This window comes from Serratia sp. AKBS12 (assembly GCF_024793895.1).
In the GTDB taxonomy this organism is placed as follows: Bacteria; Pseudomonadota; Gammaproteobacteria; order Enterobacterales; family Enterobacteriaceae; genus Serratia_F.
The window spans coordinates 1-23,393 of the sequence record NZ_JANUSB010000007.1 but is presented as its reverse complement, the minus strand read 5'-3'; the positions used below and the strand labels follow the sequence as shown (position 1 = coordinate 23,393).

The 23,393-nt window shown below is 55.0% G+C and carries 22 protein-coding genes; 8 read left to right on the top strand and 14 right to left on the bottom strand.

The window, feature by feature from the left end; genetic code table 11:
- Window position 1 precedes the first annotated feature (1 nt).
- From atpA to asnC, 10 genes are all read right to left on the bottom strand, one after another.
- Window positions 2-1,543, bottom strand: coding sequence for a F0F1 ATP synthase subunit alpha (atpA, locus tag NYE85_RS04715; RefSeq protein ID WP_259003394.1), 1,542 nt, complete (start codon window positions 1,541-1,543; stop codon window positions 2-4).
- 12 nt (window positions 1,544-1,555) lie between these two features.
- The gene (atpH, locus tag NYE85_RS04710; protein WP_259003392.1) at window positions 1,556-2,089 is read right to left on the bottom strand and encodes a F0F1 ATP synthase subunit delta; all 534 of its coding nucleotides are present in this window, start codon (window positions 2,087-2,089) and stop codon (window positions 1,556-1,558) included.
- A 14-nt stretch (window positions 2,090-2,103) separates the two neighbouring features.
- Complete coding sequence (gene atpF, locus NYE85_RS04705; RefSeq protein WP_004933804.1) at window positions 2,104-2,574, bottom strand: F0F1 ATP synthase subunit B; 471 nt, start codon at window positions 2,572-2,574, stop codon at window positions 2,104-2,106.
- Between the two features lie 57 nt (window positions 2,575-2,631).
- Entirely contained in the window at window positions 2,632-2,871 is a 240-nt protein-coding gene (gene atpE / locus NYE85_RS04700) for a F0F1 ATP synthase subunit C (protein WP_004093904.1), read from the bottom strand.
- Between the two features lie 49 nt (window positions 2,872-2,920).
- Window positions 2,921-3,697: a F0F1 ATP synthase subunit A gene (atpB, locus tag NYE85_RS04695; RefSeq protein ID WP_004956906.1), complete on the bottom strand. Its 777-nt coding sequence runs from the start codon at window positions 3,695-3,697 to the stop codon at window positions 2,921-2,923.
- A gap of 21 nt (window positions 3,698-3,718) precedes the next feature.
- Window positions 3,719-4,102: a F0F1 ATP synthase subunit I gene (gene atpI / locus NYE85_RS04690; protein WP_259003309.1), complete on the bottom strand. Its 384-nt coding sequence runs from the start codon at window positions 4,100-4,102 to the stop codon at window positions 3,719-3,721.
- A gap of 638 nt (window positions 4,103-4,740) precedes the next feature.
- On the bottom strand, window positions 4,741-5,361 hold the full coding sequence (rsmG, locus tag NYE85_RS04685; RefSeq protein ID WP_259003307.1) for a 16S rRNA (guanine(527)-N(7))-methyltransferase RsmG: 621 nt from the start codon (window positions 5,359-5,361) through the stop codon (window positions 4,741-4,743).
- Window positions 5,362-5,498: 137 nt separating this feature from the next.
- Window positions 5,499-7,388 carry a tRNA uridine-5-carboxymethylaminomethyl(34) synthesis enzyme MnmG gene (gene mnmG / locus NYE85_RS04680; RefSeq protein WP_259003305.1) on the bottom strand — a complete coding sequence of 630 codons (1,890 nt, stop codon included), beginning with the start codon at window positions 7,386-7,388 and terminating at the stop codon, window positions 5,499-5,501.
- Window positions 7,389-7,767: 379 nt separating this feature from the next.
- On the bottom strand, window positions 7,768-8,208 hold the full coding sequence (gene mioC, locus NYE85_RS04675; protein WP_259003303.1) for an FMN-binding protein MioC: 441 nt from the start codon (window positions 8,206-8,208) through the stop codon (window positions 7,768-7,770).
- A gap of 96 nt (window positions 8,209-8,304) precedes the next feature.
- A complete protein-coding gene (gene asnC, locus NYE85_RS04670; protein WP_259003301.1) occupies window positions 8,305-8,766 on the bottom strand; it encodes a transcriptional regulator AsnC in 462 nt (153 codons plus the stop codon).
- Between the two features lie 154 nt (window positions 8,767-8,920).
- Here asnC and asnA point away from each other — a divergent pair, with 154 nt between their 5' ends.
- Window positions 8,921-9,913 carry an aspartate--ammonia ligase gene (asnA, locus tag NYE85_RS04665; RefSeq protein WP_259003298.1) on the top strand — a complete coding sequence of 331 codons (993 nt, stop codon included), beginning with the start codon at window positions 8,921-8,923 and terminating at the stop codon, window positions 9,911-9,913.
- A 3-nt stretch (window positions 9,914-9,916) separates the two neighbouring features.
- On the opposite strand, the gene viaA is transcribed toward asnA, so the two are convergent.
- Both viaA and ravA read right to left on the bottom strand, forming a co-directional pair.
- Window positions 9,917-11,380 (bottom strand): ATPase RavA stimulator ViaA, encoded by a 1,464-nt coding sequence (gene viaA / locus NYE85_RS04660; RefSeq protein WP_259003296.1) that lies wholly within the window; start codon window positions 11,378-11,380, stop codon window positions 9,917-9,919.
- 2 nt (window positions 11,381-11,382) lie between these two features.
- On the bottom strand, window positions 11,383-12,891 hold the full coding sequence (ravA, locus tag NYE85_RS04655; protein ID WP_259003294.1) for an ATPase RavA: 1,509 nt from the start codon (window positions 12,889-12,891) through the stop codon (window positions 11,383-11,385).
- 283 nt (window positions 12,892-13,174) lie between these two features.
- Between ravA and kup the strand changes: the two genes are divergently transcribed.
- The 7 genes from kup (at window position 13,175) to rbsR (ending at window position 21,050) form a co-directional block, all read left to right on the top strand.
- Window positions 13,175-15,043 (top strand): low affinity potassium transporter Kup, encoded by a 1,869-nt coding sequence (gene kup / locus NYE85_RS04650; protein WP_004956870.1) that lies wholly within the window; start codon window positions 13,175-13,177, stop codon window positions 15,041-15,043.
- A gap of 188 nt (window positions 15,044-15,231) precedes the next feature.
- Complete coding sequence (rbsD, locus tag NYE85_RS04645) at window positions 15,232-15,651, top strand: D-ribose pyranase (protein WP_259003291.1); 420 nt, start codon at window positions 15,232-15,234, stop codon at window positions 15,649-15,651.
- 7 nt (window positions 15,652-15,658) lie between these two features.
- Window positions 15,659-17,164: a ribose ABC transporter ATP-binding protein RbsA gene (gene rbsA, locus NYE85_RS04640; RefSeq protein WP_259003289.1), complete on the top strand. Its 1,506-nt coding sequence runs from the start codon at window positions 15,659-15,661 to the stop codon at window positions 17,162-17,164.
- A 6-nt stretch (window positions 17,165-17,170) separates the two neighbouring features.
- Window positions 17,171-18,139: a ribose ABC transporter permease gene (gene rbsC / locus NYE85_RS04635; RefSeq protein ID WP_259003287.1), complete on the top strand. Its 969-nt coding sequence runs from the start codon at window positions 17,171-17,173 to the stop codon at window positions 18,137-18,139.
- Between the two features lie 24 nt (window positions 18,140-18,163).
- Window positions 18,164-19,051, top strand: coding sequence for a ribose ABC transporter substrate-binding protein RbsB (rbsB, locus tag NYE85_RS04630; protein ID WP_259003285.1), 888 nt, complete (start codon window positions 18,164-18,166; stop codon window positions 19,049-19,051).
- A gap of 65 nt (window positions 19,052-19,116) precedes the next feature.
- Window positions 19,117-20,043: a ribokinase gene (gene rbsK / locus NYE85_RS04625; RefSeq protein ID WP_259003283.1), complete on the top strand. Its 927-nt coding sequence runs from the start codon at window positions 19,117-19,119 to the stop codon at window positions 20,041-20,043.
- Window positions 20,044-20,048: 5 nt separating this feature from the next.
- Window positions 20,049-21,050, top strand: a complete 1,002-nt coding sequence (gene rbsR / locus NYE85_RS04620; protein WP_259003281.1) for a ribose operon transcriptional repressor RbsR — start codon at window positions 20,049-20,051, stop codon at window positions 21,048-21,050.
- Here rbsR and mdtD read toward each other — a convergent pair.
- Window positions 21,047-22,465 (bottom strand): multidrug transporter subunit MdtD, encoded by a 1,419-nt coding sequence (gene mdtD / locus NYE85_RS04615; RefSeq protein WP_259003279.1) that lies wholly within the window; start codon window positions 22,463-22,465, stop codon window positions 21,047-21,049. The genes rbsR and mdtD overlap by 4 nt on opposite strands.
- A 41-nt stretch (window positions 22,466-22,506) precedes the next feature.
- Complete coding sequence (locus NYE85_RS04610) at window positions 22,507-23,208, bottom strand: FadR/GntR family transcriptional regulator (protein ID WP_259003277.1); 702 nt, start codon at window positions 23,206-23,208, stop codon at window positions 22,507-22,509.
- Window positions 23,209-23,393 lie beyond the last annotated feature (185 nt).

Below are 23,393 nucleotides of genomic sequence, written 5' to 3'. Positions count from 1 at the left end.
GTTACCAGGACTGGGTTTTCTTGAAGGTCTCGAGGACGTTTTTCAACTTGCCCTCGATCTCATCGTTGAAGTTCCCAGTTTGGTTGATTTGATTCAGCAGCTCGGCGTGCTCACGGTCGGCGTAAGCGACCAGGGCCGCTTCGAAGCTCACCACTTTGGCGACTTCAACGTCTTCCAGGTAGCCACGTTCGGCGGCAAACAGCACCAGAGACTGTTGTGCGACGGACATCGGCGCATACTGTTTCTGTTTCAGCAGTTCGGTCACTTTCTGACCGTGGCTCAGCTGTTTGCGGGTCGCGTCATCCAGATCGGAAGCGAACTGGGAGAATGCCGCCAGTTCACGATACTGTGCCAGTGCGGTACGGATACCACCGGACAGTTTCTTCATGATCTTGGTCTGCGCTGCGCCACCAACACGGGATACCGAGATACCCGGGTTAACTGCCGGCCGAATACCGGAGTTGAACAGGTTGGATTCCAGGAAGATCTGACCATCGGTAATCGAGATTACGTTGGTCGGAACGAACGCGGAAACGTCACCCGCCTGGGTTTCGATGATCGGCAGAGCGGTCAGAGAACCGGTTTTCCCTTTCACTTCGCCTTTGGTAAAGGCCTCAACGTACTCGGCGTTAACACGCGCAGCACGCTCCAGCAGACGGGAGTGGAGATAGAAAACGTCACCTGGGTAAGCTTCACGACCTGGCGGACGACGAAGCAGCAGGGAGATCTGGCGATAGGCAACCGCCTGCTTGGACAGATCGTCATAAACGATCAGTGCGTCTTCGCCGCGGTCACGGAAGTATTCGCCCATTGCGCAACCGGCATACGGAGCCAGGTATTGCAGTGCTGCAGATTCGGATGCGGTAGCGACCACCACGATGGTGTTGGCCAGCGCGCCGTGTTCTTCCAGCTTGCGCACCACGTTAGCGATGGTGGAGGCTTTCTGGCCGATGGCGACGTAAACACATTTGATGCCGGAATCACGTTGGTTGATGATGGCATCGATCGCCAGCGCGGTTTTACCGGTCTGACGGTCACCGATCACCAGCTCACGCTGGCCACGGCCGATTGGAATCATGGCATCAACGGATTTGTAACCGGTCTGAACCGGCTGATCGACCGACTGACGCTCGATAACGCCCGGCGCGATGGTTTCTACCGGAGAAAAGCCGTCGTGCTCAACCGGGCCCTTGCCGTCGATAGGCGCACCCAGGGTGTTGACCACACGGCCCAGCAGGCCACGGCCAACCGGTACTTCCAGAATACGGCCGGTGCATTTTACCTTCATGCCTTCGGCCAGATCCGAATACGGACCCATTACCACGGCACCTACGGAGTCGCGCTCCAGGTTCAATGCGATTGCATAACGGTTGCCTGGCAGTGCGATCATTTCGCCCTGCATTACGTCGGCCAGACCGTGTACGCGGATGATTCCGTCGCTGACGGAAACGATAGTACCTTCATTGTGAGCTTCGCTCACCACATTGAACTGAGCAATGCGCTGCTTGATCAGTTCGCTGATTTCGGTGGAATTCAGTTGCATGCTCCAGTCCCCTTAAGACTGCAAGACGTCTGCCAGGCGTTCAAGACGACCGCGAACGCTGCCATCAATCACCATATCACCAGCGCGGATAATTACGCCGGCCAGTACAGACTTGTCAATTTTGCAATTCAGCTTAACTTTGCGTGACAGACGTTTTTCCATCGCAGCGGCAATCTTGGCCTGCTGTTCGTCATTCAGCGCGCTCGAAGAGAGCACCTCGACTTCGACGGTAGACTCCAGCGCTGCGCGCAGTTCGATGAACTGCTGCAAAACCGCTGGAAGAACCAGTAAACGTCCATTTTCGGCCATTACGCGGATAAAGTTCTGGCCATTTTCGTCGAGTTGATCGCCGCAAACCTCAATGAACGTTTTCGACAGCGTTTCTGGCGCAACCGCGCCAGACAGCAATTCGGAAATCTGTTCGTTTTGGGTGACGACAGCCGCAAACGCCAGCATTTGCTGCCAGCGTTCTACGCTTTGATGCTCAACGGCAAAGTCAAAAGCTGCTTTGGCGTAGGGGCGAGCTACAGTAACAAATTCAGACATCAGCCCCTCCCTCCTTACAGTTCAGCGACCAGTTTATCAACGATGTCGCTGTTAGCAGCTTCATCCACGGAACGTTCGATGATTTTCTCGGCGCCGGCAATTGCCAGCATCGCGACTTGCTTACGCAACTCTTCACGAGCGCGCTTACGTTCGGCTTCGATCTCAGCCTGAGCCTGCGCCACGATTTTGTTACGTTCCTGCTCGGCTTCGGCTTTCGCTTCATCCATGATCTGAGCTTTGCGTTTGTTTGCTTGCTCGATGATCACCTGAGCTTCTGCTTTGGCAGTTTTCAGCTGGTCGGTCGCGTTGGCTTGCGCTAAGTCCAAATCTTTTTTGGCGCGTTCTGCGGAAGCGAGACCGTCAGCAATTTCTTTCTGACGCTTCTCGATGGCTGCCATAATTGGCGGCCATACATACTTCATGCAGAACCAGACAAACAGGACGAACGCGATGGCCTGGCCGAGGATTGTTGCGTTAAGATTCACAGCACAATGCCTCTTTTAAAGTTAAATAGTATGGTTAGTCGCAGAGATATTCTCTGCTTACGCGACAGCAAACATCACGTACAGACCCAGACCAACAGCGATCATCGGGATGGCGTCAACCAGACCCATAACGATAAAGAACTGTGTACGCAGCAGAGGAATCAGGTCAGGCTGACGTGCAGCGCCTTCCAAGAATTTACCACCCAGGATGCCGATACCGATCGCAGCACCGATTGCCGCTAAACCCATCATCACAGCGGCAGCCATGTACAGCAGATCCATACTCAGGTTTTCCATGACAGTCTCCAGTTTGTTTCAGTTTAAAAGTGCAAGTGTTTTAAGAAAATCAGTGCTCTTCAGATGCCATCGACAGATAGACAATCGTCAGAACCATGAAAATAAAGGCTTGAAGCGTAATGATCAGGATGTGGAAGATAGCCCAAGGCAAGCTCAGGACCCACTGTGACCACCACGGCAACAGGCCGGCAATCAGGATGAAGATCAACTCACCCGCATACATGTTGCCGAACAGTCGCAGACCCAGTGAAACAGGTTTGGACAGCAGGCTGACACCTTCCAGAATCAGGTTGATTGGAATGAATACAGGGTGGTTGAACGGCTGCATGGTCAACTCTTTGACGAACCCACCAACGCCTTTCATTTTGATGCTGTAGAACAAGATCAGAATAAACACGCCCAGCGCCATCGACAGGGTAACGTTCACGTCAGCGGTAGGCACCACGCGCAGCGCAGGCAGACCGAGGTGAGTACCGATGTACGGCAGGAAGTCTACCGGGATCAGGTCCATCAGGTTCATCAGGAACACCCAGACGAACACGGTCAGCGCCAGCGGAGCAATCACCTTGCTCTTGCCGTGATACATATCCTTGACGCTGCTATCGACAAACCCGACGATCAGTTCCACTGCGGTTTGCAGTTTGCCCGGCACGCCGCTGGTGGCGTTTTTGGCAACCCGACGGAAAACCACCAGGAACAGTACCCCGAGGACAACGGAGAAAAACATCGAGTCGAGGTTAATCGACCAAAACCCAGTCCCGACCTGAAGCTGCGTCAGGTGGTGACCGATATACTCCTGTGGACTGTTGTATCCCTCTGCAGACATGATGCCTCTACCCTTATTGAGTTAATTTCGGTAACTGTTCAACACGGCGGGTGCCACTATCTGCACCACCAACACCGCTAAATAGGTCAGGCCAAGCGGTACAAACGCCGCTTTGAACACCCCCAGCGCCACGATCAGCAAAACGATGGTGATCATGACCTTCAGCCCCTCGCCAATGGCGAACGACCAGGCAACCCGACCGGGCGCCGGCGTTTGCGCCTGATGGCGCAAGGCAAACAGCATAAACAAGGCATTTGGCAACCAGGCAGCAAGACCGCCCGCCAATGCCGAACCGCTCCATTCCAGATTTTTAAGGCCGAAAGCAGCGCTGATCAGAACAAAAGTCATCAACTGCAAAAAAAGCAGTTTGCGTGCAACTTTCCCACTGTAAAGGGACACAGACATGACGTTTGTTCTCTCCGTACCCCTGAAGGGGTATGCTGAGTGACGTATAAAACTGCCTTTGCCGTTTTGAGTCAAGCAGCAAAAAACGAGCAAATTATACGGGGCACACCAACGAATTCAATCGATAAGTAGCGAAAAGGTGAACAATTATTTAATTTTCCCCATTTAGGGCTATTTTCACAAGAAAACGGTCGGAATAATCTCATCGATTTAATGGTCTGATTATTTCAACATTGCGCTACAAAACGTGCACCCGATCACAATAATGACCACTGCTATTTTATAGACCATCGGTAACCCCACGGTCTTTAGCTAATCGGGCGAAATAAAAACATTATAAATCAAAAAATTATGCGTTAACCGTTCGAAAACACCCTTTCCACTCGACAAAAACATTTTATTGACATTATCTGAAGGGTATTGCAACCAGCACGTAACACGATCGACAAATACAAAACCTGTGCGCATGGTTGCTAACGAAACTATTTCCTACTGCAATTACGCTATTGTCGCGAATTAGCTGCGGCTTTTGTGTTAATAAAAAGTAAATTAACTAAAAAAAGCAGACAATTAATTAGCGCGCTAAGTTATTCAGGCTATCGCCAAACAATCTGACGCCGTTTTGATCAAAAACAAACTTAGTTGGCCTTAAGTATCACCAAATGACGTTCCCCTGCCAGCTCAGGCACCTGTAAACGAATCACCGTTTCAAGCGCAACGCCTGCGGGCAATTGAGCCAGCTCCTCATCAGGACGAACGCCTTTCAACGCATAAAAACGCCCCTGCCCTTTCGCCGGCAGATGGTGACACCATGCCAGCATATCCTGCAATGAAGCAAACGCGCGGCTGATGACACCGTCAAACGGTGGCTCGGCCACAAACGCCTCTACGCGGCTCTGTACCGGTTCGATATTATTCAATCCCAGTTCATGCTGCACCTGACGCAGGAAGCGTACGCGCTTGCCCAGGCTGTCGAGCAAGGTGAAATGCGCATCAGGACGAACGATGGCCAACGGAATACCGGGCAATCCAGGGCCGGTGCCGACGTCAATAAAACGCGTACCTGCCAGATGCGGATTAACCACGATGCTGTCGAGAATATGGCGAACCAGCATTTGCTGCGGATCGCGCACCGACGTCAGATTGTAGGCTTTGTTCCACTTGTCCAGCATGCCGACATACCCCAGCAACTGCTGTTTTTGACGATCGGGAAGTGAAATACCGGCCGCAGCGAGCAGCGAGTCTAACTTTTTGTCCACAACGGAATCCTCTGACGGGCGCGATACTGTCAGCAAACCGGGCTGACCAAACGAGGCGACTATGATAGTTCAGGCTGGAAGTGATGTCAGCGGCCGTTTGTACATCCGTTAGGCAAACGACCGCTGAAAACGTCGATTTATGCGCTGCGGCGCAACAACCCCTGTTTTTTCAACCACACCAAAAGAATGGATATCGCCGCCGGCGTAATACCAGAGATGCGAGAAGCCTGGCCGATCGAGTTTGGCTTGTGGTCATTCAGCTTGGCGATCACTTCGTTCGACAAACCGGAAACCTGGCGATAATCCAGATCCAACGGCAATACGGTATTTTCATTGCGTTGCTGCTTGTCGATCTCGTCTTGCTGACGAGCGATGTAACCTTCGTATTTTACCTGGATTTCAACCTGCTCGGCGGCCTGCGTATCGGCCAACGGCGGTGCGAAGGCGTCAACGGCGGTCAGTTGGGCGTAGTCCATTTCCGGCCGGCGCAACAGCTCTTCGCCGTTGGCTTCACGTGACAGCGGAGCCTTCAGCAGGCTGTTCACCTGCGAGACATGGTCGGAGTGCGGGTGCACCCAAACGTCACGCAGACGCTGACGCTCGCGTTCGATCAGTTCCAGTTTTTCGCTGTAGCGCGCCCAGCGAACGTCGTCCACCAGGCCCAGTTCGCGGCCTTTTTCCGTCAGCCGCAGATCGGCGTTGTCTTCACGCAGCATCAGGCGGTATTCCGCGCGTGAAGTAAACATGCGGTACGGCTCTTTGGTGCCGAGGGTGCTCAGATCGTCCACCAGCACCCCGAGATAAGCCTGATCGCGGCGTGGCGACCAACCTTCGTCATCAACGGCATAGCGGCCAGCGTTCAAACCGGCCAGCAGGCCTTGGGCTGCGGCCTCTTCATAACCGGTGGTGCCGTTGATCTGCCCAGCGAAGAACAGACCCTGGATGAATTTGCTTTCCAGCGTTGGCTTCAGATCGCGCGGATCGAAGAAATCGTACTCGATGGCGTAACCAGGTCGCACGATACGCGCGTTTTGCATGCCTTCCATCGAGCGGACGATTTGCATCTGCACATCGAACGGTAGACTGGTGGAAATACCGTTCGGGTAAACTTCGTTGCTGGTCAAGCCTTCTGGCTCGAGGAAGATCTGGTGCGCGTTACGATCGGCAAAGCGCATGACCTTGTCTTCGATCGACGGGCAGTAACGTGGGCCGATCCCTTCGATGATCCCGGCGTACATTGGGCTACGATCGAGGTTGTTACGGATCACGTCGTGCGTTTTTTCATTGGTATGCGTGATATAGCACGGTACCTGCTGCGGATGCTGGCCGGCATTGCCCATGAACGAAAACACCGGCGTCGGCGTATCGCCGTGCTGTTCAGCCAGTACGCTGAAATCAATGGTGCGGGCGTCAATGCGTGGCGGTGTACCGGTCTTCAGGCGATTAACCCGCAGCGGCAGTTCACGCAGGCGCTGTGACAGCGAAATGGACGGCGGATCGCCGGCTCGGCCACCGCTGTAGTTTTCCAGGCCGATATGGATCTTACCGTCCAGGAAGGTACCCACGGTAAGCACCACCGCCTTGGCACGGAACTTGAGACCCATTTGGGTAACGGCACCGACCACACGATCGTTTTCGACAATCAGATCCTCAACCGGCTGCTGGAAGAGAGTCAGGTTCGGCTGGTTCTCCAGCGCGCTACGAACTGCCTGGCGATATAACACGCGGTCGGCTTGCGCTCGGGTAGCGCGAACCGCTGGCCCCTTGCTGGCGTTTAGTATCCTAAACTGAATACCGGCATGGTCGATCGCCGTGGCCATCAGGCCGCCAAGTGCATCAATTTCCTTTACCAGATGCCCCTTGCCAATACCGCCAATCGCCGGGTTGCAAGACATTTGTCCCAGCGTATCGATATTGTGCGTCAGTAATAACGTTTGACGTCCCATGCGTGCCGCAGCCATGGCGGCTTCGGTACCGGCATGGCCACCACCGATGATGATGACGTCAAATTGATCTGGATAAAACATGGAACTGCACCTCGCCGTATTGCCAACGACCGTTATTTGCCCGGGGTGGGGATTCTACTCAAGTTTAGACGATCGACCAAGTGGTGCGGATCGTCGGTAATTAAAAGAAGATCTTTTTTATTTAAAGATCTCTTTATTAGATCTCTTATTAGGATCGCGATCCTCTGTGGATAACCGATTATTCATCATGTAGATCAGCGCATTAAGGAGGATCGTTAGCTGTGAATGATCGGTGATCCTGCGGCTTATAAGCTGGGATCTAAATGGTGACTTATGCACAGCATGAAAAGCGTACTGCGGTTGTTAGTTGGATAACTACCGGTTTTACCCTGCTTTTAAGCGTAGTTATACACAATCGTTAGCGCGATCTTTGTACGAATTAGAGTAAATTAATCCAATTCTTGGCCCATTCTTCTGCCGGATCCTCGGGAATTTCATGTTTGGTGACGTCGATCTCGAGACGATCACCGATCCTTTTCGCGCCGCGCGCCTGTAAAAGATCGTCGATCTGGACGATCGCACCGCAGAAGGTGTCGTATTCGGAACTGCCTAAACCGACTGCACCGAACTGCACGCGGGAAAGATCGGGTTGTTGTTCGGTAATCTGTTCCAACAGCGGTTGCAGATTATCCGGCAACTCCCCGGCGCCGTGGGTTGAGGTCACCACCAGCCAACGACCGGACAGCGTTAATTCATCCAGCTCAGGGCCATGCAGCATTTCGGTGGAGAAACCGGCTTCTTCCAGTTTTTCAGCCAAATGTTCAGCTACATATTCAGCACTGCCAAGCGTACTGCCACTGATCAGCGTAATGTCTGCCATGAATGAACGATCCCAATCTTGCCAAAGAGGCAGCATTGTACGCTGTGAAACGGCTGGGATCTACCTGTGGATAATATGGGTATAGTAAATTATGCGCTACGGCTTGATGGTACGCATGATGGGGTTTTGCAGCGAGATCAGCGTCTCTGTCGACTGGATCTCATCAATCGTCTGGATCTTGTTGATAAGTACCTGTTGCAATGCGTCAATTGAGCGACACATCACTTTGATAAACACGCTGTAGTGGCCGGTGGTGTAGTACGCCTCCACCACTTCCTCCAGGCTTTCGAGCTTTTTCAGTGCTGAAGGATAGTCTTTGGCACTCTTTAATATGATGCCGATAAAACAGCAGACGTCATAACCCAGCTGTTTTGGGTTCACGTCGACCCGCGCACCGGTAATGATCCCCGCCTGCTTCATTTTCTCTACCCGCACGTGGATGGTGCCGGGGCTGACGGCAAAGGTTTTTGCCAGTTCGGCATACGCCGTGCGCGCATTGGCCATCAAGGCGTTGAGGATGCCGCGATCGAGATTATCGATCTGATAAATTTCTGCCATTTAATCCCCCGTTGATTATTGTTTATAGAATTATCACCGTCTAAAAATGAACGATTAAAAGTGAAAAGGCAATATTGTTTGTGGGTTATTGAATGTGGTGCCGTATGTGTTGCTTAATCGTTAGCAACAGACACAGATTTCGAGAGTAACGGCAATGAAAAAACGGTTTATCCAAAAGCAACAACAAATCAGCTTCGTCAAATCCTTCTTCTCACGCCAGCTTGAACAGCAGCTGGGCCTGATCGAAGTGCAGGCACCGATCCTCAGCCGCCTGGGTGATGGCACGCAGGACAACCTTTCCGGCAGTGAAAAAGCGGTACAGGTAAAGGTCAAGGCGTTGCCGGACGCCAGCTTTGAAGTGGTGCACTCATTGGCCAAGTGGAAACGTAAAACCCTCGGCAGCCATGATTTTAGCGCCGGCGAAGGCGTATATACCCATATGAAAGCACTGCGCCCGGATGAAGATCGCCTGAGCGCCATCCACTCGGTGTATGTCGATCAGTGGGATTGGGAACGGGTGATGGGCGACGGTCAACGTAACCTGGATTACCTGCAAGACACCGTACGCCACATTTATGCGGCAATAAAGGAAACGGAAGCGGCGGTAAGCCGTGAATATGGCCTGGCGCCGTTCCTGCCGGAACAGATCCATTTTGTGCACAGCGAAACCCTGTTGCAGCGTTTCCCACAGCTGGATGCCAAAGGGCGTGAACGCGCGATAGCCAAAGAACTGGGCGCGGTATTTCTGATTGGCATTGGCGGCGCATTGTCGCACGGCAAATCGCACGATGTACGCGCACCGGATTATGATGACTGGACCACGCCGTCGGCGGATGGTCTGGCTGGGCTGAACGGCGATATCCTGGTGTGGAACCCGGTGCTGGAAGACGCGTTCGAGATTTCCTCAATGGGCATCCGCGTCGACGCCGAAGCGCTTAAACGTCAGCTGGCGCAGACCGGTGACGGCGAACGTCTGGCGCTGGAATGGCATCAGTCGCTGCTGCGCGGTGAAATGCCGCAGACCATTGGGGGCGGTATTGGTCAGTCGCGTCTGGTGATGCTGCTGCTACAACTGTCGCATATCGGCCAGGTGCAATGTGGCGTGTGGTCGCCGGAACTGCGCGACGTGGTGGAAGGATTACTGTAAATCTCAGCGCCGCCAGCGGCGCATCAAACGGCTTTTTAACCCGGTATCAAAGCGCCAGATATGATCGAAAATGCGCATAATGCCGGGTTTGCCATACGCCGACATTGCCACCGCATGGAAACGTTGCTGGTGGCTTTGCTGTTGTTGCCTTACCTTCTTTATTACCTCTTCAGGCAGCCGCTGGGCAATAAAGTCGGAAATGATCACCGCGTCGGCGTCAAACCAGCCGCTTTCCGCCATTTTCCCCGCCGTTGCGCTCAGGCAGGCTGCCAAATCGGTACCGCCGCGAAAATGTTGCCCAAGGAAACGTACCGCTTGTTCAATGCCGCTGGCTGCGGTGAGTTCATAATGCACAATCTGGTTGGCAAACAGCATGATATAGCAGCGCCGATTGTCCGCCAGCGCGATGCGCAGCAGGGCCAGGCAAAACGCCTTGGCGCACTGTTCGTTGAAACCGCCCATCGAACCGGAAGTATCGACGCAGACGATAAACGGCCCGCGCGGCTGCCGATCCTGTTGCTGATGCGTAACCTGACGTACCACCACCTTTTCCTGCCAGGCGTCGCCCTGCAGGCGGTAACTCAGCAGACGCTTTTCCAGCAGTCGACGATAAAACTCGAACTCCAGCTCGTCGACGCCCAGCGTCGCCAGTTCGGCCGGCAGCAAGCGCAGGATATCGTCGCTCTGATGCACGCCGTTCACTTCTTCCGGCAGGGTGGCCGGTACCTGTACCAGCACGCGAAACGGTTCCGGCACCGCGTCCTGCTGCGGTACCGCTTTGGCTTCATAACTGCGGCCGAGCTGCTGCGCCAGCTGTTTCAATTCAGGCTGCGTTTGCAGGAAGTTGCCGTATTCCACCAGCCGCTGATAGTCACCGCGTTGCAATTGCCCTTTGCTCATATCCCACAGCCGCCCGGCGGCGGTGTCGTTTTCCGCCAACACCGGCTCCAGCGCCCCGCTTAACGCCAAGCGCTCCTGCAGTTCCGCCATCAACTGTTCGCGCTCCTGTTCCAGCAACTGGTGGTGCAGCATGGTGGCTTGCAGCGTCAGACTGATACGCCAGCGTTGCAGGAATAGCGTCTGAAAACTGTCGTCGAGCGGGTGGTTAGGCAAATCGGCGGCATCCACCAGCTTGCACGCCTGTTCGTAAAACGGCGACACCAGTTGGCGTAGCAGATCCAGCGTGTCGTTGAGGTTATGGTAAAACTGACCGTTGTTTTCCAGTTGGCACTGCTGATAGCGATAGAATTCCTGCGCCAGTGCCGGGGGAACCATTGCCTCATGGATCCGTTCTTTTAACTGTAACTTCCAGCGTGGCAAATCGCGATCCAGCGCGCGTCGAATCGCCGGAAATTTTTTGAAGAATACCGACAGTTGCGGTGCCGCCAGCATGGCGACGATCATCTCTTCGATCAGTTCGCCTTCGGTGATCGCCAGCAACAGGTCGAGCGTTTCCAGGCTGAGCATGGTTAGTGGCCGCGCATTTGCTGGTGCTGCTGTTTGATTTGCTCGGCGGCCTGCAACAGACTGGCCTCAATCTTCGCCAAACCGGCCGCAGCGGTAAACAGGCATGGCTGATGCTGGCTGAACAATCGGCGCTGTTCGGCCAACCGCTGCGCCAGCGTTTCCATTTCCTCCAGCAGTTCCGGCGGCGTGGCGCTGGTCTGTTTGCCGGGCAATGCCAGCAATGAGGGCTGGCGGCTGACGTCGAGCACCGCCAGATGCAATTGTTCATCGACTTCCAGATCGATTTGCTGGGCAAAGCCGATGCCGTTCAGCTTGGCACGTACCTCGCCACCCTTTTGCAACCAGCTTTCCAGTGCACTGATGTCGATGCTGAGGTGATTGACTTGAATATCATGCAGTTGCAGGGGTTTTTGCAACAGCAGCGTCAACGTGGTGCCGCTCAGCGGCGTGGCCAGGGCATATTGCGGCTTGCGGCTGAACATGCCGCCCTTCTTCACCAGACTGATGGCCTGGCGATCGCTTTGCCGTTGCTGGTGCTGCATCCAGCGCGTATGGATTTGCTGGAGCTGGATTAACAGGGACTGCTGTTGATAAGCCTGTTCGGTCAGCAACTGGTCGATTTGTTGCTGGATCAGCTTCAACGAGGTCATATCGTGCCACAGGCAGTCTTTCAGCAGCATCAGATCGATTGGCGCAATGGTGTCTCTGCCGCTGAAAAAGGCGCAGGCCTGCAACAGGCGCAGCGCTTTTTTCCAGCGGCGGTCAGAAACGTAAGGCGCCTGTTCCAACGCATCCAGCCGCTGGCGCAGCTGGAAAATCAGATCAAAACAGCTTTCCGGCAGCGCGACGCTGTCAATCTGCGCCTGCCACTGATGATACTCTTCATCACTGACGCTCAGCGCGTCCGGTACCGGGTTGTGGCTGTCGTTTTGTCGACTGGTCAACAGTGCGCGGAAATTCTGCTTGTCTTGCACTTTGTCCAGCCACAGGCGGATCAGCATGCGGTCATACAGCGCTTCCAGGCTACTGTCGGATTCTGGCAGCTCATTTGATGCGGTGACCAGCAGGCGCAGCGGGATCGGCTCTTCGCTGTTGCCGTTGCGAAAGCGGCGTTCGTTGATGGCGGTCAGCAGGGTATTGAGGATCGCCGGCCCGGCCTTCCATATTTCATCAAGAAAAACGATTTCCGCTTCCGGCAGGTAACCGGCGGTCAGACGTTGATAGCGCCCCTCGTCTTTCAGCGCCTGAATCGACAATGGGCCGAATACTTCTTCCGGCGTGGAGAAACGCGTCATTAAATATTCGAACGAACGGGCGCTGCGAAAGGCAAACTTCAGGCGACGGGCGATCAGGCTTTTCGCGATACCCGGCGGGCCAAGCAAAAATACGCTCTCGCCGCTCAAGGCCGCCAGCAGGCATAGCCTAATCGCCTCCTGCCGTTCATAAAGGCCGCTCTCCAGTGCGCTGCTGAGACGGGAAATTCGTTCTGCCAAAAGTGATGAAGACGCCATAATTTTGCCGCGTTGTCCGAGAGTTAGCCAATATTGTTCGAGAAGCCGATAATAAACCACCATTATTTTTAATGGTATAGCTTGTTGATTAGTAAAATTTTTCTATTATCAAAAAGGTTGCCCACTCACATTTTGTGATTTTTTCGCGCCATATTAAAGGGTAGGCAAGCAGGATAATTCGTGCATACTGTGCGCCTTTTGGTGGACGTAACGGATCTTAGAGCCCGTATCCCTGGTTGATGCGGATGCATCGCTAACGGTTGTTCTAGTTAAAGAAACGCATATGAGCACAGAACGCAAGCAGTCCTTATCCGCAGTAACCCTGGCGGCCATCGGCGTGGTATACGGTGATATCGGCACCAGCCCGCTTTATACCCTCAGAGAGTGTTTCTCTGGCCATTATGGTTTTGATGTCCGACCCGATGTGGTCTTCGGCTTTTTGTCGCTGATTTTCTGGATGCTGGTGATCATCGTCTCACTGAAGTACCTGACGTATGTAATGCGCGCGGACAACGCCGGCGAAGGCGGCATCTTGACCCTGATGTCGTTGGCCGGGCGCAATACCACCGCGCGTTCGACCGCCGTGCTGGTGATCCTCGGTCTGATCGGCGGTAGCTTCTTTTATGGCGAAGTGGTGATCACCCCGGCTATCTCGGTGATGTCGGCCATTGAAGGGCTGGAAATCGCCGCACCGTCGCTGGATCCCTTTATTGTCCCGCTGTCGATACTGGTGCTGACCCTGCTGTTTGTCATCCAGAAACACGGTACCGGTAGCGTCGGCAAACTGTTCGCGCCGGTGATGCTGGTCTGGTTCCTGACGCTGGCGGTGCTGGGCGTACGCAGCATCATCGCCAATCCAGAAGTGTTGCAAGCGCTGAACCCGAGCTGGGCGCTGAATTTTTTCCTCGAATACAAAAAAGTCTCGTTCTTCGCGCTGGGTGCGGTGGTGCTGGCAATTACCGGGGTGGAAGCGCTGTATGCCGATATGGGGCACTTCGGCAAGTTCCCGATTCGCCTGGCCTGGTTTACCGTGGTATTGCCGTCACTGGTGCTCAACTATTTTGGCCAGGGTGCGCTGTTGCTGAAAGATCCCGAGGCGATTAAAAACCCGTTCTTCCTGCTGGCGCCGGACTGGGCACTGGTTCCACTGCTGATACTGGCGACGCTGGCCACGGTTATCGCCTCACAGGCGGTGATTTCCGGCGTGTTTTCCCTGACGCGTCAGGCGGTGCGTTTGGGGTATCTGTCACCGATGCGCATTATCCATACCTCGGAAATGGAGTCCGGTCAGATCTACATTCCGGTGGTGAACTGGATGCTGTATATCGCGGTCGTGCTGGTGATCCTCGGCTTTGAACATTCCAGCAACCTGGCGGCGGCCTACGGCATCGCGGTAACCGGTACCATGGTGCTGACCAGCATTCTGGTGACCTCGGTGGCGATCAAGAACTGGCACTGGAACCGCTTTTTGGCCGTCGGCATTTTAGCCATTCTGCTGTTTATTGACGTACCGATGTTTTCCGCCAATGCGTTGAAATTGTTCTCGGGCGGCTGGCTACCGCTGACCATTGGTCTGGTGATGTTTATCGTGATGACCACCTGGAAGAGCGAGCGTTTCCGCCTGCTACGCCGGATGCATGAACATGGCAATTCCCTGGAGGCGCTGATCGCATCGCTGGAAAAATCGCCACCGGTACGCGTGCCGGGCACCGCAGTGTTTATGTCGCGGGCGATTAATGTGATCCCGTTTGCTCTGCTGCATAACCTCAAGCACAACAAAGTGCTGCATGAACGTGTTGTGCTGCTGACGCTGCGCACCGAAGACGCGCCCTATGTGCATAACGTGCGTCGGGTGACCATTGAACAGCTGTCGCCGAGCTTCTGGCGTGTAGTGGCTAGCTACGGCTGGCGTGAAACGCCAAACGTGGAGGAAGTGTTCCATCGCTGCGGGCTGGAAGGGTTGCCGTGCCGCATGATGGAAACGTCGTTCTTCATGTCGCACGAATCGCTGATCCTCACCAAGCGACCGTGGTATCTGTTCCTGCGCGGTAAATTGTTTATCGCGCTGAGCCGCAATGCGCTGCGCGCACCGGATCAGTTCGAAATACCTCCGAACCGGGTGATCGAACTGGGTACCCAGGTCGAGATCTGATTTCGCCGGAGTGCAACCAGGCTCTGCCACCGTGCAGAGCCTTTTTCATTTGTATCGTTTGCCCAGCGTGAGCGAAACGTTTCGATAGCGATCACATTTCCCACTATTCACCGTTGCCTTCCCCTGCCGATTTTTTACACTCTATGGCGAGCGAAACGTTTCGCTCACGAAGTAACGTGGAGTGATAAATGAAAAAAGGTCTGCTACTCAATTCTGACATTTCTGCGCTGGTGGCGCGGTTGGGCCATACCGACCAGATAACCATTTGCGATGCCGGGTTGCCGATTCCGGCTGCAACACCGCGCATCGATCTGGCGTTGACACAAGGCGTGCCGACGTTTTTGCAGGTGTTTGCAACGGTAACGCAGGAAATGCAGGTCGAAAGCGCTCTGCTGGCGGAGGAGATCGTCAAGCAAAACCCATCGCTCCATGACGCTCTGCTGGCGCAATTGGCACAACTAGGCCAGGCACAGGGCAATACCGTCAGCGTGCGCTACATCAGCCATGCCGAATTCAAGGCGCAAACCGAACACAGTCGTGCGGTGATACGCAGTGGCGAATGTTCGCCGTACGCGAACGTGATCCTGTGCGCCGGCGTAACTTTCTGAGGCATTTATGCAACCTTTATTGCAACTGAAAGGGATTGATAAGGCCTTCCCCGGCGTGAAAGCTCTGTCCGGCGCAGCGCTCAGCGTCTATCCCGGCAGGGTGATGGCGCTGGTGGGTGAAAACGGTGCCGGCAAATCCACCATGATGAAAGTGCTGACTGGTATCTACAGCAAAGACGCCGGCAGCCAGCATTTTCTCGGCAAAGAGGTGGCGTTTCATGGCCCAAAAGATTCGCAGGACGCCGGCATCGGCATTATTCACCAGGAATTGAACCTGATCCCGCAGCTGACTATTGCGGAGAACATCTTTCTTGGCCGCGAGTTCGTCAACCGGTTTGGCCGTATCGACTGGCCGCGCATGTACGCCGAAGCCGACAAACTGTTGGCGCGGCTCAACTTGCGTTACAGCAGTCACCGGCTGGTGGGCGAGCTGTCGATCGGAGATCAGCAGATGGTGGAAATTGCCAAGGTGCTGAGCTTCGAGTCGAAAGTGATCATTATGGATGAGCCGACCGATGCGCTAACCGACACCGAAACCGCCTCTTTATTTAAGGTTATCAACGAACTGAAAGCGGAAGGGCGCGGTATTGTTTACATCTCGCACCGCCTGAAAGAGATTTTTGAAATCTGCGATGACGTTACGGTGTTCCGCGACGGACAGTTTATTGCCGAACGTCCGGTCAGCGATCTACACGAAGACTCGCTGATCGAAATGATGGTTGGCCGCAAACTGGAAGAGCAGTATCCACGCCTGAATTTGCCGCGCGGTAACAAGCGTTTGCAGGTCAGCCACCTTTCCGGTCCCGGGGTAGATGACGTCAGTTTCGATCTCTACCAGGGCGAAATCCTTGGCGTATCCGGCTTGATGGGCGCCGGGCGCACCGAACTGATGAAGATTCTTTACGGCGCCGCCGCGCGCCGCAGCGGGAGCGTCACCCTGGACGGCCGCGAGGTGAACCCCCATTCTCCGCAGGACGGTCTGGCCAACGGTATCGTCTACATTTCGGAAGACCGTAAGCGTGACGGGCTGGTGTTGGGCATGTCGGTGAAGGAAAACATGTCGCTGACCGCCCTGCGTTATTTCAGCCGCGCCGGCGGTGGGCTTAAGCATGCGGAAGAACGGCTGGCTGTCGGGGACTTCATTCGTTTGTTCAATGTAAAAACCCCTTCAATGGATCAGCCCATCGGCCTGCTTTCCGGTGGCAACCAGCAGAAAGTGGCGATCGCCCGTGGGCTGATGACCCGGCCGAAGGTGTTGATCCTTGATGAACCGACGCGTGGCGTCGACGTCGGGGCCAAAAAAGAAATCTACCAGTTGATCAACCAGTTTAAACAGGAAGGGCTCAGCATCATTTTGGTGTCTTCCGAAATGCCGGAAGTGCTGGGGATGAGCGATCGCGTACTGGTGATGCATGAAGGCCACCTCAGCGGGGAATTCCCGATTGAGCAGGCTACTCAGGAAGCGTTGATGGCTGCGGCCGTCGGCAAGCAATACGGCGTAAGGCAGGAGTAATCAGATATGAGTTCCCAGACTATCGCAGCTAAGCGCTGGTTCAGTAAAGAATGGCTGTTAGAACAGAAGTCGCTGATTGCGCTACTGGTGCTGATCGCCGTGGTTTCATCCATGAGCCCGAACTTCTTCACCGTGAACAACCTGTTCAACATTCTGCAACAGACCTCGGTGAATGCCATTATGGCGGTCGGCATGACGCTGGTCATTCTGACCTCCGGCATCGATCTGTCGGTGGGGTCATTACTGGCCCTGACCGGCGCGGTTGCCGCGTCGATCGTCGGATTTGAAGTCAACGCCGTGGTGGCGGTTGCCGCCGCGCTGGCGCTGGGGGCCGCGGTAGGCGCCTGTACCGGCGTGATCGTCGCCAAAGGCAAAGTACAGGCGTTTATCGCCACGCTGGTCATGATGCTGTTGCTGCGCGGGGTGACCATGGTGTACACCAACGGCAGCCCGATCAATACCGGCTTTACCGACGTGGCGGATACCTTCGGCTGGTTTGGCATCGGCCGTCCGCTGGGCGTGCCGACGCCGATCTGGATCATGGCCATCGTGTTTATTGCCGCCTGGTACATGCTGCACCATACCCGTCTGGGCCGCTATATTTACGCTCTGGGAGGCAACGAAGCGGCGACCCGTCTGTCCGGCATCAGCGTTGACCGTGTCAAGATCATCGTTTATTCGCTGTGCGGCCTGTTGGCAGCGCTGGCCGGGGTGATCGAAGTTGCTCGCCTTTCTTCTGCGCAACCGACCGCCGGCACCGGTTATGAACTGGACGCCATCGCCGCGGTGGTGCTGGGCGGTACCAGCCTGGCGGGCGGTAAAGGACGGATCGTCGGTACGCTGATCGGTGCGCTTATCCTCGGCTTCTTGAATAATGGACTGAATTTGCTGGGTGTTTCTTCCTACTACCAAATGATCGTGAAGGCGGTAGTCATACTGCTGGCGGTTCTGGTAGACAATAAAAGTAACAAGTAACCTCCCCCTACAGGAATCACGACCATGAAAATGAAAAAACTGGCAGTTCTGGCTTCAGCTTTTGCGCTGAGCGCCACTCTGAGCGCTAACGCGCTGGCGAAAGACACCATCGCGCTGGTGGTATCCACGTTGAATAACCCGTTCTTTGTTTCAATGAAGGATGGCGCGCAACAGGAAGCCAACAAGCTGGGTTACAACCTGGTAGTGCTGGATTCACAAAATAATCCGGCGAAGGAATTGGCCAACGTGCAGGATCTGATGGTGCAGAACCCGAAGCTGCTGTTGATCAACCCAACCGACTCTGATGCGGTCGGCAATGCCATTAAAATGGCCAACCAGGCTAAAATCCCGGTAATTACGCTCGATCGCGTGGCGTCAAAAGGTGAGGTGGTCAGCCACATCGCCTCGGATAACCGCGTGGGAGGTAAAATGGCCGGTGACTTTATCGCCAAGAAGGTAGGGACCGACGCCAAGGTGATTCAGTTGGAAGGGATTGCCGGCACCTCTGCCGCGCGTGAGCGGGGCGAAGGCTTCAAACAGTCGCTGGAACAGAACAAATTCACGCTGTTGGCCAGCCAGCCAGCCGATTTCGACCGTACCAAGGGTCTGAACGTAATGCAGAACCTGCTGACTGCACACCCGCAGGTTCAGGCGGTGTTCGCGCAAAATGATGAAATGGCGCTCGGTGCCCTGCGCGCACTGCAGACCGCCGGTAAAACCGACGTGGTGGTGGTGGGCTTTGATGGCACTGCCGACGGGGTGAAAGCGGTTGAAGGTGGCAAACTGGCGGCAACCGTGGCGCAGCGTCCGGATCAGATCGGCGTTATCGGCGTCGAAACCGCCGATAAAGTCCTGAAAGGCGAGAAAGTACCGGCTACTATCCCGGTAGATCTGAAACTGGTCACTCAATAAGTGTGTTAGCGTGCCGCCGGAACGGGCGTGTTCGGTGGCACGCACTGCAAGCAGGAAACAAAGCGATGGAAACAGGAAAGCTGGTGGTTCTGGGTAGCATCAATGCTGACCATATCCTTAATGTCGACCAGTTCCCCCGGCCGGGCGAAACGGTGATCGGGAAGCAGTATAAGGTGGCGTTTGGCGGTAAGGGCGCCAACCAGGCTGTGGCTGCCGGCCGCAGCGGCGCGGATATCGCCTTTATTGCCTGCGTGGGGGCGGATGATATTGGCGAACGCATTCGCCAACAGCTGGCCGCTGACCACATTGATACCCAACCTGTTGAAGCCATCGATGGTAGTACCACCGGCGTAGCGCTGATATTCGTTAATGGTGACGGTGAGAATGTGATTGGCATCGATGCTGGCGCCAACGCGGCGCTCACGCCGCAATATCTTGAACGTTACCGGCAGTCGGTGATCGACGCTACGGCGCTACTGATGCAACTGGAGTCGCCGCTGGAAAGCGTTATCGCCGCGGCGCGGCTGGCAAAACAGCACGCTACCCAGGTGATCCTCAACCCGGCACCGGCGCGGGAATTGCCGGACGAACTGTTGGCCATGATCGACATGATTACTCCCAACGAAACCGAAGCGCAGCGTTTGACCGGTATTGCCGTCAATAATGATGCTGATGCGGCGCGTGCTGCCGGCGTGCTGCATGATAAAGGCATCAAAACGGTGCTGATCACCCTCGGCAGCCGTGGCGTGTGGCTGAGTGAAAACGGTGACGGCAAGCTGGTGCCGGGCTTTCGGGTCAAGGCAGTCGACACCATCGCCGCTGGCGACACCTTCAACGGCGCGCTGTTGACGGCGTTGCTGGAAGGACAGTCCATGCACCATGCGGTGCGGTTCGCGCATGCGGCGGCGGCTATTGCCGTTACGCGTGCGGGCGCGCAGCCTTCGGTACCCTGGCGTGCCGAGATCGACGCCTTCTTGCAACAGCAGAGGTAAACGCCTTGGCCACCATGAAAGATGTCGCCCGCCTGGCGGGCGTTTCAACCTCTACGGTTTCGCACGTTATCAATAATAATCGTTTTGTCAGCGACAGCGTGCGCGGCAAGGTCATGGCGGCCGTCGAACGGCTCAACTATGCGCCTTCCGCGCTGGCGCGCAGCCTAAAGATCAACCAGACGCGTACCATCGGCATGCTGGTGACCGCCAGCAACAACCCGTTTTACGCCGAGGTAGTGCGCGGGGTAGAGCGAAGCTGTTATGAGCGTGGCTACAGCCTGATTCTGTGTAATACCGAAGAGGACGCGGCGCGTATGAATCGCAGCATGGAAACCCTGCTGCAAAAACGCGTCGATGGGCTGTTGCTGATGTGTACCGAAAACCACCGCCCCTCTCAGGAGGCGCTGAGCCGTTATCCTTCGCTGCCGATTGTCATGATGGATTGGGCGCCGTTTGAAGGTGCCAACGATATTATTCAGGATAACTCGCTGCTGGGTGGCGAAATGGCTACCGATCACCTGATTGCGCGCGGTTATCGCCATATTGCCTGCATTGCCGGGCCGCAGGACAAAACTACCGCTCGCCATCGCCTGGAGGGCTATCGCCGGGCTATGCAACGTGCCGGTTTGGCGATCCTGCCAGGCTATGAAGTGCATTGTGACTTTGAGTTTGAAGGCGGCGTGCGCGCCATGCAGCAGCTATTGGCGCTGGATACCCCTCCGCATGCGGTATTTGCCGGTAACGATGCGGTGGCGGTTGGCGTTTATCAGGCCTTGTTTCAGGCCGGGTTACGCGTACCGCAGGATATGGCGGTAATGGGTTACGATGATATCGAGTTGGCGAAATATTTAGCGCCGCCGTTGAGCACCATTCATCAACCGAAAGATTCATTGGGCGAACTGGCGATTGACGCGTTAATCAATCGCCTGCAAAACCCGGCTCGTGACGCCCAGGTGCTGGTGCTGACTCCTGAGCTGGTGGAGCGAGCCTCGGTCGGCCGTCGTTAACCTGTCGTCTTCGCCGGCTGTTCGCGCTTCTCTTTGCCGGTAATCAGGTTGCGTCCGTCCTTTTTGCGTAACAGCATGAACACAAAGGCCGATACCATGGTGACGATGCCCATGGTAATAAAGGTATAGTGGAAGTGGTCGATCATGGTGCCGATCGACAGCGAATCATAAAAACGCAGTACCGCTGCGCTCACCGCAATGCCAAAACTGATCGATAACTGCTGAGTGACCGCCAATACGCTGTTGCCGGAGCTGGCATTGCCGTCATTCAAGTCTGCCAGGCTGATGGTATTCATCGCAGTGAACTGGGTCGACATCGCCATGCCGAGTACAAACAACGGCACAATCAACAGCCATAACGACATTCCCGGGCTTTGCAGGGCGAACTGGGCAATCAGTACCCCGATAACCAGGGTAATGCCGACCAGGGTTTTACGATAGCCAAACCAGCGTAAGACCTGGGTTACGGTGGATTTTGCCATCAGCGAACCTACGGCTGTTGGCGCCATCATGCATCCGGCAATAATCGCCGAATAGCCAAAAGCAACCTGCAACATCAGCGGCATCAAGAAGGGTACACAGCCGGTTCCGAGTCGTGATGCCACGTTGCCGGCAATGCCGACCGAAAAGGTTCGAGTCTTGAACAGGTCCAGGCCAATCAGCGGCTGGGTGTGGCGACGGGCGTGCGCGATATAACCCCATAGCACGACAAACCCGCTCAGCAGCACGCCGAGTGAAATATAGCTGGCCATTACCCGCTCGCCGAACAGTTCCAGCCCGGTGGAAATCAACACCAGGCTAAGTCCGAACAGCATAAATCCGACGAAATCAAATGGCCGTTTCGGCGTGGTGAAATCCGGCATGTATTTGCGTGCGTACAGAATGCCGAGCAAACCAATTGGAATATTGATCAGGAAAATCCAATGCCAGGTGGCGTAGGTCACCAGCCAGCCGCCGAGCAACGGCCCGAGGATTGGCCCAATCAGCCCCGGCATGGTGACAAAGTTGAGCACCGGCAGCAGCTCACTGCGTGGGTAGGCACGCAACAACGCCAACCGAGCCACCGGCATCATCATTGCACCGCCAATGCCCTGTACGATGCGCGAAATGACCAGGAAGCTCAGGCTGGGCGACAGGGCGCACAGCAATGACCCCAGGGTAAACAGCAAGACGGCGATAATAAACACCCGTCGGGTGCCATAGCGGTCTGCCAGCCAGCCGCTGACCGGGATCAGCATCGCGACGGTTAACGTATAGCTGATGACTGCCGACTGCATTGCCAACGGTGAGCGCGCCAAACTGTGGGCAATTGCCGGTAAGGCGGTGTTAAGAATGGTGGCATCTAACGCCTGCATAAAGAACGCCATGGCGGCGATCCACGGTAACCCTGCCATGCTGCGCGCGGATTTTGTCATTACGGTTCCTGGTTGATTGTCGGCACGTTGTTTTCCTCTATCTATATAGAAGACGGATTTTTCTCGTTTAACAGAACCTGGCATGCAGCCAGCGCGGCGTTGCCATCGGCGGCCAGAATGGCATCCACAATCGCCTGATGGTGCGGCAGCTTAATCACTTCATTGCCGGTAATGGCGCGGAAGTAACTTTGGTAAACCGAATTGAACAGGTTGGCGAATGAGGTAAGAAACGGATTACCGCTGGCTTTATAAATAAGCTGGTGGAATTGCGTATCGACCAGTATCCAGCGTTCGCGATCGAATTCGCCATGCAGCGCGCGCATTTCCGCCATCAGCGTTTCTAACTGTGCTTTTTGTTGTTTGCTGGCGTGGGTTGCCGCTAACGCGCAGGCCTGTGGTTCCAGCGAGGTGCGCATAATCAGGAAATGCTGCATGACCTGATCAAAGTTTTCCCGCGTCATCCACCAGGTGAGCAGCTCCTGGTCGAGGAAATTCCACTGGCTTTGCGGCATAACGCGGGTGCCAATACGTGGGCGCGGCAACAACATGCCTTTCGCCGCCAATATTTTCACCGCTTCTCGCACTGCGGTACGGCTGACGCCTGAGGCTTCTGCCAATTCCATCTCTCCGGGCAGAATACTGCCCGCAGCAAATTCGCCCGCGAGTATCTGTTGACCGAGTTTTTCCGCTAACAGATAAGAAAGATTACGTTGGGCGGCCCGTTGTTGAGCATTAAATTGCATGGCTGCGGATCCTTGGCTTACATCGTTATTGTCATTTTACTCTACTGTCAGCCGGCGTTAGTGGCTGTTTTGCTGAAAAACTGCCGAAAAAACACCCTTTTTCATCACTTTTGTCGAAAAAAGCCGCGCTTGAAAAGTTTTTTGAAATTAGGGGTTGCGGCCTTCTGAGAACTCCCTATAATGCG

Excerpts from the sequence above, each read along its gene's own strand:
- mnmG (WP_259003305.1), bottom strand. The coding sequence starts at position 7,388 with ATGTTTTATCCAGATCAATTTGACGTCATCATCATCGGTGGTGGCCAT.
- atpI (WP_259003309.1), bottom strand. The coding sequence starts at position 4,102 with ATGTCTGTGTCCCTTTACAGTGGGAAAGTTGCACGCAAACTGCTTTTT.
- atpH (WP_259003392.1), bottom strand. The coding sequence starts at position 2,089 with ATGTCTGAATTTGTTACTGTAGCTCGCCCCTACGCCAAAGCAGCTTTT.
- asnC (WP_259003301.1), bottom strand. The coding sequence starts at position 8,766 with ATGGCAGAAATTTATCAGATCGATAATCTCGATCGCGGCATCCTCAAC.
- atpB (WP_004956906.1), bottom strand. The coding sequence starts at position 3,697 with ATGTCTGCAGAGGGATACAACAGTCCACAGGAGTATATCGGTCACCAC.
- mdtD (WP_259003279.1), bottom strand. The coding sequence starts at position 22,465 with ATGACAAAATCCGCGCGCAGCATGGCAGGGTTACCGTGGATCGCCGCC.
- rbsK (WP_259003283.1), top strand. The coding sequence starts at position 19,117 with ATGGAAACAGGAAAGCTGGTGGTTCTGGGTAGCATCAATGCTGACCAT.
- viaA (WP_259003296.1), bottom strand. The coding sequence starts at position 11,380 with ATGCTCAGCCTGGAAACGCTCGACCTGTTGCTGGCGATCACCGAAGGC.
- rbsB (WP_259003285.1), top strand. The coding sequence starts at position 18,164 with ATGAAAATGAAAAAACTGGCAGTTCTGGCTTCAGCTTTTGCGCTGAGC.
- NYE85_RS04610 (WP_259003277.1), bottom strand. The coding sequence starts at position 23,208 with ATGCAATTTAATGCTCAACAACGGGCCGCCCAACGTAATCTTTCTTAT.
- asnA (WP_259003298.1), top strand. The coding sequence starts at position 8,921 with ATGAAAAAACGGTTTATCCAAAAGCAACAACAAATCAGCTTCGTCAAA.
- kup (WP_004956870.1), top strand. The coding sequence starts at position 13,175 with ATGAGCACAGAACGCAAGCAGTCCTTATCCGCAGTAACCCTGGCGGCC.
- atpA (WP_259003394.1), bottom strand. The coding sequence starts at position 1,543 with ATGCAACTGAATTCCACCGAAATCAGCGAACTGATCAAGCAGCGCATT.
- rbsC (WP_259003287.1), top strand. The coding sequence starts at position 17,171 with ATGAGTTCCCAGACTATCGCAGCTAAGCGCTGGTTCAGTAAAGAATGG.
- mioC (WP_259003303.1), bottom strand. The coding sequence starts at position 8,208 with ATGGCAGACATTACGCTGATCAGTGGCAGTACGCTTGGCAGTGCTGAA.
- rbsA (WP_259003289.1), top strand. The coding sequence starts at position 15,659 with ATGCAACCTTTATTGCAACTGAAAGGGATTGATAAGGCCTTCCCCGGC.
- atpE (WP_004093904.1), bottom strand. The coding sequence starts at position 2,871 with ATGGAAAACCTGAGTATGGATCTGCTGTACATGGCTGCCGCTGTGATG.
- ravA (WP_259003294.1), bottom strand. The coding sequence starts at position 12,891 with ATGGCGTCTTCATCACTTTTGGCAGAACGAATTTCCCGTCTCAGCAGC.
- rbsD (WP_259003291.1), top strand. The coding sequence starts at position 15,232 with ATGAAAAAAGGTCTGCTACTCAATTCTGACATTTCTGCGCTGGTGGCG.